Below are 11956 nucleotides of genomic sequence, written 5' to 3' on the forward strand. Positions count from 1 at the left end.
TCCTGGATCGAACCGACCTCGAGGCCGGCGGCCGTCAGCGAACGGATCGCGGTCTCGCGACCCGAGCCCGGTCCCTTGACGAAGACGTCGACCTTCTTGACGCCGTGCTCCTGCGCCTGGCGGGCGGCCGACTCGGCGGCCAGACCAGCGGCGTAGGGGGTCGACTTGCGCGAGCCCTTGAAGCCCACGCCACCCGACGATGCCCAGCTGATGACAGCTCCGGACGGGTCGGTGATCGAGACGATGGTGTTGTTGAACGTCGACTTGATGTGGGCATGGCCCAGCGCGATGTTCTTCTTTTCCTTGCGGCGCGGCTTGCGCGCGGCGGCCTTGGGTGCAGCCATGAAAGTGTTCTCCTAGTCCCTGGGGGCCGCGCTTAGCGGGCCTTCTTCTTGCCTGCGACGGTGCGCTTCGGGCCCTTGCGGGTACGGGCGTTGGTCTTGGTGCGCTGACCACGGACCGGGAGGCCACGACGGTGGCGGATGCCCTCGTAGGAGCCGATCTCGACCTTGCGGCGGATGTCTGCGGCGACCTCGCGGCGCAGGTCACCCTCCACCTTGTAGGTACCTTCGATGTGGTCGCGGAGGGCGATCAGCTGGTCATCGCTGAGGTCCTTCACGCGGATGCTCTCATCGATCTCCGTCGCCTTGAGGATCTCGACGGAGCGGGTACGGCCGACGCCGTAGATGTAGGTAAGGGCGATCACCACGCGCTTGTCGCGCGGGATGTCAACGCCGGCAAGACGTGCCATGCGGTTCTCCTGTGTTTGGTAGAGGTGTGGAGCAGGATCGGTGCCCGGGCCTCTGTCCCGAGGTGTCCTCCACTCGCGTGGAATCTGATCCTGCCGTTGTGTGTGTTGAGTTGTGAGTCAGATCCGAAGAGTCCGTCGGCGTGGCCGACGGGCACTCAACCCTGGCGCTGCTTGTGGCGCGGGTTGCTCTTGCAGATCACCATGACGCGGCCGTGGCGACGAATCACCTTGCAGTGATCGCACATGGGCTTGACGCTGGGGTTGACCTTCATGATGTTTCCTGTTCGCTGTCTTCGTACCGCCCCGAGCTGGGGCAGGCCGTTACTTCTCGACCGATCAGCGGTAGCGGTAGACGATACGGCCGCGGGTGAGGTCGTAGGGGCTGAGCTCCACGACGACGCGGTCCTCGGGGATGATGCGGATGTAGTTCTGCCGCATCTTTCCTGAGATCGTTGCCAGGACCTTGTGTCCGTTGGAGAGCTCAACGCGGAACATCGCGTTGGGCAGAGCCTCGGAGATCACGCCCTCGATCTCGATGACACCGTCTTTCTTAGCCATAGCCTCGCTGACGCTTCTGCAGACCGGTCGATCTGCGGTGGGTGGTTGGATTGCGATACCTGTGCCGATTCAGACACGCCGAATCAAGGCGCAAGGCACCAAGGATCTATGTTATCCGACAACGGGAGTTCCGGCAACCTGAGCAGGATACCGGAACTCCCGTTGGTGGACGCGAGCGGATCAGCCGAGGATCTTGGCGAACTCGGTCGCGATCTCGCTGTTGTCGATGCGCGTGCCGTTGACCTCGACGGTCGGGGTTCCGGTGATCTCGTGGGCCTTCGTCTGCGAGTCGGCGAACTTCGTGTACGTGCCGTCAGCGATGCAGTCGGCCGCGGCCCCCGCGCCCGCCTGCTCGGCGAGGGCGCTGAGCTCCGCGACGCTGAGCCCGGCGGAGTTCTCCTCCGGCTGGTTCGTGAAGAGCAGGTTGAAGTAGTCCAGTGTCGCATCGGGAGCCTCGGCGGCGACGCAGTACATCGAGCCTGCCGACAGGGACGAGTACTGGCCGGTCGTCGAGTACCGGTTGAGGATCGAGACCGGGTGGATGTTCAGCGTGATCTGGTTGTCGGCGGCTGCCGCCTGCAGCTGCTCGCCGTATGCGTCCTCGAACTGGCCGCACACGGGGCACATGAAGTCGACGTACGTGTCGATCTCGTCCTCACCCGTACCGAACGAGATCGCACCGGTCTCCTCGTTCACGATGGAGCTCTGCGGCGCGGTGCCGGGTGACGTGGCCTGGTTGTTCAGGAACACGACGACGAAGGCGAGGACGGCCAGAACGACCACCACTGCCGCCGAGACGCCGATCACGAACCAGTTGGTGTTGCCTTTCGCGGCTGCCATGGTTTTCCGTTTCTGTCGAGGTCCACTCACGGTGGACCCGGCCTGAAGTCTGCGGGCGCATGCGCACCCATACACCCATTCTGCCCGGAGAAACCTATGTGCGCGTTGTGACGACGCTCTGCATTGCGACGGACGTCACCGCAGGCATCCGCCTGGTCAGGCGATCGGCGTCGGCGTCACGCCGAAGGGCGCGAGGCCTGCCGCTCCCCCGTCGACCGCAGTGAGCACCCAGATACCGCCCTCGTGCAGGGCGACGCTGTGCTCCCAGTGCGAGCCGTCGGTGCCGTCGACCGTCGAGACCGTCCAGTCGTCATCCTCGACGAAGGTCTCGTCACTGCCGGCTGTGACCATCGGCTCGATGGCGAGCACGAGCCCCGGCTTGACGTCGGCGCCGGGGTCGGGCGTGCGGTAGTTGAAGACGCTCGGCGCCTCGTGCATCTTGCGGCCGATGCCGTGACCCACGTACTCGCGGAGGATGCCGTAGGTCTCGCCGGAGACCGCTGACGGGCCCTGTGCCTCGATGTAGCCCTGAATGGCTGCTCCGATGTCACCGAGGTGCGAAGCGGACGCCATGGCGGCGATGCCGGCCCACATCGACCCCTCGGTCACCCGGGAGAGCTCCTCGCGCTGGGCGACCAGCTCGGGGCGACTGTCATCCGGGACGACGACGGTGATCGCACTGTCGCCGTTCCAGCCCTGGTACTGCGCACCGCAGTCGATCGAGACGATGTCGCCCGCCTGCAGCACTCGCTCGCCGGGGATGCCGTGCACGACCTCCTCGTTGACCGAGATGCAGGTCGTGTGGCGGTAGCCGCGGACGAGCTGGAAGTTCGACTCCGCGCCACGAGCAAGGATCACCCTGTTCGCCTCGGCGTCGAGCTCGAGGGTCGTGACGCCGGGACGGATCAGCGGACGGACGGCCTCGAGGGCCGCCGCCGTGATGAGGCCGGGTTCGACCATCGCGCGCAGCTGTGCGGCGCTCTTATAGATCGACTTGCGGAACATCGTGCGCAGATCAGGCCGCGAGGCGCAGACCGCGTGCGGTCAGCGCCGCGAAGACGCGCTCGGTGATCTCGTCGAGGCTGCCGACGCCGTCGATGCGGTCGACGACGCCTCGCGGGCCGTAGACCTCGAGGATCGGAGCCGTCTCGTGCTCGTAGATGTCCAGGCGATGCGCGATGGCCTCGTCGGTGTCGTCCGACCGCCCCTGCTCCGCCGCGCGGAGCTTGAGACGCTCGATGCTCTCCTCGCGAGGAACGTCGAGCAGGATCACCGCGTCGAGGGACTCGCCGCGCTCCGCCAGGAACGCGTCGAGGTGCGCCACCTGAGCTGAGTTACGGGGGTATCCGTCGAGCAGGAAGCCATTCGCCGCATCATCCTGCGACAGGCGATCGCGGACGATCTCGCTGGTCAGCTCGTCGGGGACCAGGTCGCCGCGGTCGAGGACCGCCGTGACCTGCTGGCCGAGCGGCGTGCCCTCTTTGATGTTGGCCCGGAAGATGTCGCCGGTGGAGACGACCGGGATGCCGTAGGACTCGGCGATGCGGACACCCTGGGTGCCCTTGCCGGATCCCTGCGGCCCGACGATGAGGAGACGAGCTGATCGAGTCATCGGAGGAGCCCTTCGTAGTGACGCTGCTGCAGCTGCGCATCGATCTGCTTGACCGTCTCGAGACCGACACCCACGATGATGAGGATCGATGCACCACCGAACGGGAAGTTCTGGTTGGCGCCGACGGTGGCGAGAGCGATCAGCGGGATCAGCGCGATCAGGCCGAGGTAGATCGAGCCGGGAAGCGTGATGCGCGTGAGCACGTAGTCGAGGTACTCGGCGGTCGGACGACCGGCACGGATGCCGGGGATGAACCCGCCGTACTTCTTCATGTTGTCGGCGACCTCGACAGGGTTGAACGTGATCGCGACGTAGAAGTAGGTGAACCCGATGATCAGCAGGAAGTACGCGGCCATGTAGACCGGGTGGTTTCCCGTGGTGAAGTTCGCGCTGATCCATGTGACCCACGCGGCGGGCTCGGAGCCGTCCTGCGGGGTGTTGAACTGCGCGATCAGTGCCGGGATGTACAGCAGCGACGAGGCGAAGATCACGGGGATCACACCCGCCATGTTCACCTTGATCGGGATGTAGGTGTTCGTGCCGCCATACGTGCGGCGTCCGACCATGCGCTTGGCGTACTGCACCGGGATGCGTCGCTGAGACTGCTCGACGAACACGACGAGGCCCATGACGATGATTCCGACCAGCAGCACCAGGAGGAAGACCTCGAAGCCCTTGCTCTCCCAGATGAGCCACATGGCGCCGGGGAAGGTCGCGGCGATCGACGTGAAGATCAGCAGCGACATGCCGTTGCCGATGCCGCGCTCGGTGACGAGCTCGGCGAACCACATGATGAGGCCGGTACCGGCGGTCATCGCCATGATGATGAGCAGCTGCGCCCACCACACATCGTTCGTGAGGAGGTTCTGGCAGGCGGCGACGTCGGTCGTGCCGAAGAGCTGTCCGCTGCGGGCGACCGTGACGAGGGTCGTCGACTGCAGCAGTGCCAGCGCGATCGTCAGGTAGCGGGTGTACTGGGTGAGTCGTGCCTGACCGGCCTGACCCTCCTTGTGCAGCGCCTCGAAGTGAGGGATGACGACCCGGAGGAGCTGGGTGATGATCGTCGCGGTGATGTACGGCATGACGCCGAGCGCGAAGATCGAGAGCTGGAGGAGCGCGCCACCGGAGAAGAGGTTGACGAGCCCGAGGAGTCCCTCCGTGCCTGAGTTCTGAGCGAGGCACTCCTCGACGTTCGGGAAGTTCACGAACGGAGCAGGGACATTCGAGCCAAGCCGGTAGATGGCGACGATGGCGAGGGTGAAACCGATCTTCCGACGCAGGTCGGGCGTGCGGAAGATCCGCGCGATGGCGCTAAACAAGGACGTCCTCCTGAAAAGGTTGCCGATCCCTGAGGGACGGCTGAAAGAACAGGCTAACCCATAAGAGGGGCCGGAGAATCTCCGACCCCTCTTATGAAGTGGTTACTTGACGGATCCGCCGGCCGCCACGATCTTCTGCTCGGCAGAGCCCGAGACCTTGTCGACCGCGACGGTGAGCTTCACGGCGATGTCGCCGTTTCCGAGAACCTTGACCTTTTCGTTCTTGCGAACGGCACCCTTGGCGACCAGGTCGCTGATGGTGACGTCGCCACCCTTGGGGTACAGCTCCGCGAGCTTCTCCAGGTTCACGACCTGGTACTCCACGCGGAACGGGTTCTTGAACCCGCGCAGCTTCGGGGTGCGCATGTGCAGAGGCATCTGCCCACCCTCGAAGCCGACGCGAACGGTGTTGCGAGCCTTCGTACCCTTGGTACCGCGACCCGCGGTCTTGCCCTTGGAGCCCTCACCGCGACCGACACGGGTCTTCGCGGTGTTGGATCCGGGGACCGGACGCAGGTGGTGCACCTTGAGCACGCCGGGGCGGGATGCCGGAGCATCCTTCTTCGGCGCAGCCTTCTTGGCAGCCGGCTTCTTGACGGCGTCGGCCTTGGCCTCAGTCGCCTTCGCCGGTGCCTTCTTGGCGGCGGGCTTCTTCTCAGCTGCGGCCTTGGGAGCGGCAGCCTTCTTCGGGGCCTTCTCGGCCTCGACGGCTTCGTTCTTCTCAGCCATTAGTCGATCTCCTCAACCTTGACGAGGTGGGCGACGGTCTTGACGTAACCGCGCGTCTGCGCGTCGTCGGGGCGAACGGTGCTGTCACCGATGCGCTTCAGACCGAGGCTGCGCAGCGTGTCACGCTGGTTCTGCTTCTCGCTCACCTTGGACTTGACCTGCGTGACCTTCAGGCGCGCAGCCATCAGGCACCTACCTTCTGTGCGGCGATGGCGTCAGCCTCCGCACGGACGAGACGCGCGGGTGCGACCTGATCGAACTCGAGGCCACGACGCGCGGCGACCGCACGGGGCTCCTCGAGCTGCTTCAGAGCCGCCACCGTCGCGTGCACGATGTTGATCGTGTTCGACGAGCCGAGCGACTTCGACAGCACGTCGTGGATACCGGCGCACTCGAGCACGGCGCGGACGGGACCACCGGCGATGACACCGGTACCGGCAGCGGCCGGACGGAGCAGGACGACGCCTGCTGCGGCCTCACCCTGCACGGGGTGCGGGATGGTGCTTCCGACGCGCGGAACGCGGAAGAAGTTGCGCTTGGCCTCTTCGACACCCTTCGAGATCGCCAGAGGGACCTCGCGGGCCTTGCCGTAGCCGACGCCCACCAGACCGTTGCCGTCACCGACGACCACGAGAGCGGTGAAGCTGAAGCGACGACCACCCTTCACGACCTTCGAGACGCGGTTGATGGTGACCACGCGCTCGAGGAACTGGTTGTCCCCACGGTCGCGGGAGTTGCGGTCACGGCCACCCTGGTTGCGGTCACCACGACCACCGCCGCGGCGGTTGTCGCGCTGAGACGGCTCTGCCTGCGTGGTGCCGGCGGCAGTCTCGGAAGTGGCAGCTGCCGCTTCGGTCACTTCGTTCTCCTTGTTGTCACTCACAGTGCCAGACCCCCTTCGCGGGCGCCGTCGGCGATGGCGGCGACACGACCTGCGTAGCGGTTGCCGCCACGGTCGAACACTGCCTCGGAAACGCCGGCAGCCTTCGCGCGCTCGGCGAGAAGCTCGCCGACCTTGCGGGCCTTGGCGGTCTTGTCACCCTCGAGCGAGCGCAGGTCGGTCTCGAGCGTCGAAGCCGACGCGACGGTGTGACCCTTGCTGTCGTCGACAAGCTGCACGAAGACGTGGCGAGCCGAACGGTTGACGACGAGGCGCGGACGCACCTCGGTGCCGACGACCTTCTTGCGAAGGCGGGCGTGACGACGCGCGCGGGCGTCAGACTTTGACTTGAGAGCCATGGTTACTTACCACTCTTTCCGGCCTTGCGACGCACGATCTCGCCGGCGTAGCGCACACCCTTGCCCTTGTACGGCTCGGGCTTGCGGATCTTGCGGATGTTCGCAGCTGCCTCGCCGACAGCCTGCTTGTCGATACCACTGACCGTGAGCTTGTTGTTGCCCTCGACCGTCAGCGTGATACCGGCGGGCGGGTCGATGAGGACCGGGTGCGAGAAGCCCAGGGCGAACTCGACCGAGCTGCCCTTCTGAGCGACGCGGTAACCGGTTCCGACAACCTCGAGACCCTTGGTGTAGCCCTGGGTCACGCCGATGATGTTGTTGTTGATGAGCGTGCGGGTCAGGCCGTGAAGCGACCGGGACTCGCGCTCGTCGTCGGGGCGGGTGACGAGAACCTGGTTCTCCTCGACCGCGACCTCGATGGGCTTTGCGACCGTCAGGGTGAGCTCACCCTTGGGGCCCTTCACCGCGACCTGACGGCCGTCGACCGAGATGGTCACGCCCGCGGGAACGTCGATGGGAAGTCGTCCAATACGCGACATTTTCGATTACCACACGTAGGCGAGAACTTCTCCGCCCACGCCCTTCTGCTCTGCCTGACGGTCGGTGAGAAGACCGGAGGAGGTGGACAGGATGGCCACGCCGAGGCCGCCGAGGACCCTGGGGAGCTCGGTGGACTTCGCGTACACGCGGAGGCCGGGCTTCGACACGCGCTTGATGCCCGCGATCGAACGCTCGCGGTTGGGGCCGTACTTCAGCTGAAGGGTGAGGTTCGAGCCGACGCGAGCGTCAGTCGTCTCCCATCCAGCGATGTAGCCCTCCTGCTGGAGGATCTCGGCGATGTGCGTCTTGAGCTTGCTCGACGGCAGGGTCACGGAATCGTGGTGCGCCGAGTTCGCGTTACGCAGACGGGTCAGCAGATCTGCGACCGGGTCTGTCATTGTCATTGTTGTTTTCCTTTGTTCATGAGGTTCCGGCTGCCGTTACACGACAGACGGCCTGCGATGACACGCAATCTTCAATTGTACGGGATCGGGCGGGGCGCTGTGCGCCCCGCCCGAAACCGCTTACGCCTTGGCGTCTTCCGTACGGAAGGGGAAGCCGAGGTGACGCAGAAGTGCGCGACCTTCGTCGTCCGTCTTCGCGGTGGTGACGACAGTGATGTCGAAACCGCGAACGCGGTCGATCTTGTCCTGATCGATCTCGTGGAACACGCTCTGCTCCTGGAGACCGAAGGTGTAGTTGCCGTTGCCGTCGAACTGCTTGGCCGACAGACCGCGGAAGTCGCGGATGCGGGGCAGCGCGAGCGAGACGAGGCGGTCCAGGAACTCCCACGCACGGTCGCCACGGAGGGTGACGTGTGCGCCGATGGCCTGGCCCTCGCGCAGCTTGAACTGCGCGATCGACTTGCGTGCCTTCGTGACGAGCGGCTTCTGACCGGTGATCTTGGTGAGATCGTCGATCGCGCCGTCGATCACCTTGCTGTCACGGGCCGCTTCACCGACACCGGTGTTCACGACGACCTTGACCAGACCGGGGATCTGCATCACGTTGGTGTAGCCGAACTCATCCTGCATCTTCTGCTGGATCTCGGCCTTGTACTTCGCCTTCAGGCGGGGCTGGATCTTGCCAGCCACCGCAGCGTCGGTGGTTGCCATCAGAGGTCCTTACCTGACTTCTTCGCGTACCGCACACGGACGGTGCGCTTGACGCCGTCCTTGGTCTGCTCCTCGACCCGGTGGCCGACCTTGGTCGGCTTCTTGGTCGAGGGGTCGACGAGTGCGACGTTCGAGATGTGGATGGAGGCCTCGACAGTCTCGAGGCCGCCCGTCTTGGTGCCACGCTGCGTCTGACCGACACGCGTGTGCTTGGTGACGTAGTTCACGCCTTCGACGATGACGCGGTTCTTGTCGGCCAGGATCTCGAGGACCTTGCCCTGCTTGCCGCGATCTCCGCCACGCTCCTGCGTCGCTCCGGTGATGACCTGAACCAGGTCACCCTTCTTGATCTTCGCCATGACTTAAATAACCTCCGGCGCCAGCGAGACGATCTTCATGAACTTCTTGTCACGAAGCTCGCGACCGACCGGTCCGAAGATACGGGTGCCGCGGGGCTCCCCGTCGTTCTTCAGGATCACGGCGGCGTTCTCGTCGAACTTGATGTACGAACCGTCGGGACGGCGCGTGGACTTGACCGTGCGGACGATGACGGCCTTGACCACATCGCCCTTCTTGACGTTTCCGCCCGGGATCGCGTCCTTGACGGTCGCGACGATCGTGTCACCCAGACCGGCGTAACGACGACGCGAGCCGCCGAGCACACGGATGGTGAGCAGCTCCTTCGCGCCGGTGTTGTCGGCGACCTTGAGGCGGGATTCCTGCTGGATCACTTGGCCTTCTCCAGAATCTCCACCAGACGCCAGCGCTTCGTGGCGCTGAGCGGGCGGGTCTCGTTGATCAGGACGAGGTCGCCGATGCCGGCGGAGTTCGCCTCATCGTGCGCCTTGACCTTCGAGGTGCGGCGGATGACCTTGCCGTAAAGCGGGTGCTTCACGCGGTCCTCGACCTCGACCACGATGGTCTTGTCCATCTTGTCGCTGATGACGTAGCCACGACGCGACTTGCGGTACCCACGGGCATCCGCATCGCGGACATCGTGTGCGGCGTGCTCAGCCTCGACGGCGGCTTCCTTCTTGGTGGCCATCACTCAGCCTCTTCCTTCACGGCGTCGTCGGCGGAGTCCGCCTTCTTCGCCTTCGACTTGGTCGCCTTCTTGGCCGGAGCCTCGACGGGAGCGGGCGTCGCACGGATGCCCAGCTCGCGCTCGCGGATCACGGTGTACAGGCGCGCGATGTCGCGCTTGACGGCGCGGATGCGGCCGTGGCTCTCCAGCTGGCCGGTGGCCGACTGGAAACGGAGGTTGAACAGCTCCTCCTTGGCCTTACGCAGCTCCTCAACGAGGCGCTGGTCTTCGAACGTGTCGAGCTCTGCCGGAGCGAGCTCCTTGGTGCCGATCGCCATTACGCGTCGCCCTCCTCGCGCTTGATGATGCGTGCCTTGAGAGGCAGCTTGTGAATTGCTCGGGTCAGTGCCTCGCGAGCGAGTTCTTCGCTCACACCGGAGACCTCGAAGAGGACGCGACCCGGCTTGACGTTGGCGACCCACCACTCGGGGGAACCCTTACCGGAACCCATGCGGGTCTCAGCAGGCTTCTTGGTGAGCGGACGGTCAGGGTAGATGTTGATCCACACCTTTCCGCCACGCTTGATGTGACGCGTGACCGCGATACGAGCGGACTCGATCTGACGGTTCGTCACATAAGCAGGCGTGAGCGCCTGGATGCCGTACTCGCCGAAGGAGACCTTCGTGCCACCGGTCGCCTGGCCGCTACGGCCGGGGTGGTGCTGCTTACGGAACTTGACCTTACGGGGAATAAGCATCAGGCAGACGCTCCTTCTGCGACGGGTGCCTCGTTGCGCGGTGCGCGACGACGGTCGCCACCACGGTCATCACGACGAGCCTTGGGTGCGTTGGCCTGCTCGCGAGCGAGCTCCTTCGCCGTCAGGTCGCCCTTGTAGATCCAGACCTTCACGCCGATGCGGCCGAAGGTGGTCTTCGCCTCGTAGAAGCCGTAGTCGATGTTCGCGCGCAGCGTGTGCAGCGGCACACGACCCTCGCGGTAGAACTCCGAACGGCTCATCTCGGCGCCGCCGAGGCGGCCGGAGACCTGGATGCGGATGCCCTTGGCGCCAGCGCGCTGCGCGCCCTGGAGACCCTTGCGCATCGCACGACGGAACGCCACGCGAGCAGAGAGCTGCTCGGCGATGCCCTGTGCGACGAGCTGAGCGTCGGCCTCGGGGTTCTTGACCTCGAGGATGTTCAGCTGGATCTGCTTGCCCGAGAGCTTCTCGAGGTCGCCGCGGATGCGCTCGGCCTCTGCTCCACGACGACCGATCACGATGCCCGGACGGGCGGTGTGGATGTCGACGCGGACGCGGTCACGGGTGCGCTCGATCTCGATGTTCGAGACACCGGCGCGGTCGAGCTGCGTCTTCAGCAGGTTGCGGATCTTGATGTCCTCGGCGACGTAGTCGGCGTAACGCTGACCCGGCTTCGTCGAGTCCGAGAACCAACGCGACACATGGTCAGTCGTGATGCCGAGGCGGAAGCCGTACGGGTTTACTTTCTGTCCCATTACTTGCTCGCCTTCTTGTTGCTGTCGCTTGCCGCAGCCGGAGCTGCCTCAGGCGTCGAGAGCACGACCGTGATGTGGCTCGTGCGCTTCTTGATCTGGAAAGCGCGACCCTGTGCACGGGGCTGGAAACGCTTGAGCGTCGTGCCCTCGTCTACGTAGGCGTTAGCCACGTACAGGTCCTGCTCGTCGAGGTACTCGCCGTCACGATCCGCCTTGACCTGCGCGTTGGCCATGGCCGACGCGACAAGCTTGTAGATCGGCTCACTGGCGCTCTGCTGTGCGAACTTCAGGATCGCCAGAGCCTCCTGGGCCTGCTTGCCCTTGATGAGCGCGACGACACGACGAGCCTTCTGAGGGGTCACGCGGATGTGTCGCACGCGTGCGATGGACTCCACCATTTCTCTCTCCTCTATCGCCACCGCGTCAGCGGCGGCGGCCCTTCTTGTCGTCCTTCTCGTGGCCGCGGAAGGTGCGGGTGGGCGCGAACTCGCCCAGTTTGTGGCCGACCATGGTCTCGGACACAAACACAGGGATGTGCTTGCGACCGTCGTGGACCGCGATCGTGTGACCCAGCATGGCCGGGATGATCATGGACCGGCGGGACCAGGTCTTGATGACGTTCTTGGTGCCGGCTTCGTTCTGCACGACCACCTTGCGAAGCAGGTGATCGTCGACGAAGGGGCCCTTCTTAAGACTGCGAGGCATCTTCTCTTACTC

At 65.0% G+C, this 11956-nt stretch carries 22 protein-coding genes and 1 pseudogene; all 23 read right to left on the reverse strand.

All coding sequences use genetic code 11. The features are described from left to right. Nucleotides 1-344, reverse strand: a pseudogene (gene rpsK / locus ASF80_RS15715) (30S ribosomal protein S11); the annotation flags it as partial. Between the two features lie 32 nt (nucleotides 345-376). Continuing rightward, nucleotides 377-751 (reverse strand): 30S ribosomal protein S13, encoded by a 375-nt coding sequence (gene rpsM / locus ASF80_RS15720; RefSeq protein ID WP_056312854.1) that lies wholly within the window; start codon nucleotides 749-751, stop codon nucleotides 377-379. Between the two features lie 155 nt (nucleotides 752-906). Then, nucleotides 907-1023: a 50S ribosomal protein L36 gene (gene rpmJ, locus ASF80_RS15725; protein ID WP_033106073.1), complete on the reverse strand. Its 117-nt coding sequence runs from the start codon at nucleotides 1021-1023 to the stop codon at nucleotides 907-909. Nucleotides 1024-1087: 64 nt separating this feature from the next. Continuing rightward, nucleotides 1088-1309 (reverse strand): translation initiation factor IF-1, encoded by a 222-nt coding sequence (gene infA, locus ASF80_RS15730; RefSeq protein WP_017201569.1) that lies wholly within the window; start codon nucleotides 1307-1309, stop codon nucleotides 1088-1090. A 180-nt stretch (nucleotides 1310-1489) separates the two neighbouring features. Beyond that, nucleotides 1490-2149, reverse strand: coding sequence for a DsbA family protein (locus tag ASF80_RS15735; RefSeq protein ID WP_056312856.1), 660 nt, complete (start codon nucleotides 2147-2149; stop codon nucleotides 1490-1492). Nucleotides 2150-2305: 156 nt separating this feature from the next. Next, entirely contained in the window at nucleotides 2306-3154 is an 849-nt protein-coding gene (gene map / locus ASF80_RS15740) for a type I methionyl aminopeptidase (RefSeq protein WP_056312858.1), read from the reverse strand. A gap of 10 nt (nucleotides 3155-3164) precedes the next feature. Beyond that, a complete protein-coding gene (locus ASF80_RS15745; protein ID WP_056312860.1) occupies nucleotides 3165-3761 on the reverse strand; it encodes an adenylate kinase in 597 nt (198 codons plus the stop codon). Beyond that, nucleotides 3758-5080: a preprotein translocase subunit SecY gene (gene secY / locus ASF80_RS15750; RefSeq protein WP_056312861.1), complete on the reverse strand. Its 1323-nt coding sequence runs from the start codon at nucleotides 5078-5080 to the stop codon at nucleotides 3758-3760. The genes ASF80_RS15745 and secY overlap by 4 nt, the downstream gene beginning before the upstream one ends. A gap of 102 nt (nucleotides 5081-5182) precedes the next feature. Continuing rightward, the gene (gene rplO, locus ASF80_RS15755; RefSeq protein WP_082478091.1) at nucleotides 5183-5809 is read right to left on the reverse strand and encodes a 50S ribosomal protein L15; all 627 of its coding nucleotides are present in this window, start codon (nucleotides 5807-5809) and stop codon (nucleotides 5183-5185) included. Next, complete coding sequence (rpmD, locus tag ASF80_RS15760) at nucleotides 5809-5994, reverse strand: 50S ribosomal protein L30 (protein WP_042538783.1); 186 nt, start codon at nucleotides 5992-5994, stop codon at nucleotides 5809-5811. Before rpmD ends, rplO begins: the two co-directional genes overlap by 1 nt. Beyond that, nucleotides 5994-6692: a 30S ribosomal protein S5 gene (rpsE, locus tag ASF80_RS15765; RefSeq protein ID WP_056312863.1), complete on the reverse strand. Its 699-nt coding sequence runs from the start codon at nucleotides 6690-6692 to the stop codon at nucleotides 5994-5996. The genes rpmD and rpsE overlap by 1 nt, the downstream gene beginning before the upstream one ends. Then, on the reverse strand, nucleotides 6689-7048 hold the full coding sequence (gene rplR / locus ASF80_RS15770; protein ID WP_029260926.1) for a 50S ribosomal protein L18: 360 nt from the start codon (nucleotides 7046-7048) through the stop codon (nucleotides 6689-6691). The genes rpsE and rplR overlap by 4 nt, the downstream gene beginning before the upstream one ends. A 2-nt stretch (nucleotides 7049-7050) precedes the next feature. Further along, nucleotides 7051-7587: a 50S ribosomal protein L6 gene (rplF, locus tag ASF80_RS15775; protein ID WP_056312865.1), complete on the reverse strand. Its 537-nt coding sequence runs from the start codon at nucleotides 7585-7587 to the stop codon at nucleotides 7051-7053. 6 nt (nucleotides 7588-7593) lie between these two features. After that, on the reverse strand, nucleotides 7594-7992 hold the full coding sequence (gene rpsH, locus ASF80_RS15780) for a 30S ribosomal protein S8 (RefSeq protein WP_045253835.1): 399 nt from the start codon (nucleotides 7990-7992) through the stop codon (nucleotides 7594-7596). A gap of 120 nt (nucleotides 7993-8112) precedes the next feature. Next, the gene (gene rplE, locus ASF80_RS15785; protein ID WP_056312866.1) at nucleotides 8113-8703 is read right to left on the reverse strand and encodes a 50S ribosomal protein L5; all 591 of its coding nucleotides are present in this window, start codon (nucleotides 8701-8703) and stop codon (nucleotides 8113-8115) included. Further along, the gene (gene rplX, locus ASF80_RS15790) at nucleotides 8703-9062 is read right to left on the reverse strand and encodes a 50S ribosomal protein L24 (protein WP_056312869.1); all 360 of its coding nucleotides are present in this window, start codon (nucleotides 9060-9062) and stop codon (nucleotides 8703-8705) included. Before rplX ends, rplE begins: the two co-directional genes overlap by 1 nt. 3 nt (nucleotides 9063-9065) lie before the next feature. Next, the gene (gene rplN, locus ASF80_RS15795) at nucleotides 9066-9434 is read right to left on the reverse strand and encodes a 50S ribosomal protein L14 (protein ID WP_053097479.1); all 369 of its coding nucleotides are present in this window, start codon (nucleotides 9432-9434) and stop codon (nucleotides 9066-9068) included. Continuing rightward, nucleotides 9431-9748 carry a 30S ribosomal protein S17 gene (rpsQ, locus tag ASF80_RS15800; RefSeq protein WP_042538763.1) on the reverse strand — a complete coding sequence of 106 codons (318 nt, stop codon included), beginning with the start codon at nucleotides 9746-9748 and terminating at the stop codon, nucleotides 9431-9433. Before rpsQ ends, rplN begins: the two co-directional genes overlap by 4 nt. Further along, entirely contained in the window at nucleotides 9748-10065 is a 318-nt protein-coding gene (rpmC, locus tag ASF80_RS19465; RefSeq protein WP_017829202.1) for a 50S ribosomal protein L29, read from the reverse strand. Before rpmC ends, rpsQ begins: the two co-directional genes overlap by 1 nt. Continuing rightward, entirely contained in the window at nucleotides 10065-10484 is a 420-nt protein-coding gene (gene rplP, locus ASF80_RS15810) for a 50S ribosomal protein L16 (protein ID WP_056312870.1), read from the reverse strand. The genes rpmC and rplP overlap by 1 nt, the downstream gene beginning before the upstream one ends. Next, the gene (gene rpsC / locus ASF80_RS15815) at nucleotides 10484-11239 is read right to left on the reverse strand and encodes a 30S ribosomal protein S3 (RefSeq protein ID WP_017201587.1); all 756 of its coding nucleotides are present in this window, start codon (nucleotides 11237-11239) and stop codon (nucleotides 10484-10486) included. The genes rplP and rpsC overlap by 1 nt, the downstream gene beginning before the upstream one ends. After that, nucleotides 11239-11637 (reverse strand): 50S ribosomal protein L22, encoded by a 399-nt coding sequence (gene rplV / locus ASF80_RS15820; protein WP_053097482.1) that lies wholly within the window; start codon nucleotides 11635-11637, stop codon nucleotides 11239-11241. Before rplV ends, rpsC begins: the two co-directional genes overlap by 1 nt. 25 nt (nucleotides 11638-11662) lie before the next feature. Continuing rightward, entirely contained in the window at nucleotides 11663-11944 is a 282-nt protein-coding gene (gene rpsS / locus ASF80_RS15825) for a 30S ribosomal protein S19 (RefSeq protein WP_017829205.1), read from the reverse strand. Nucleotides 11945-11956: the final 12 nt, after the last annotated feature.

It is taken from the genome of Microbacterium sp. Leaf159 (assembly GCF_001423615.1).
Classification (GTDB): domain Bacteria; phylum Actinomycetota; class Actinomycetes; order Actinomycetales; family Microbacteriaceae; genus Microbacterium.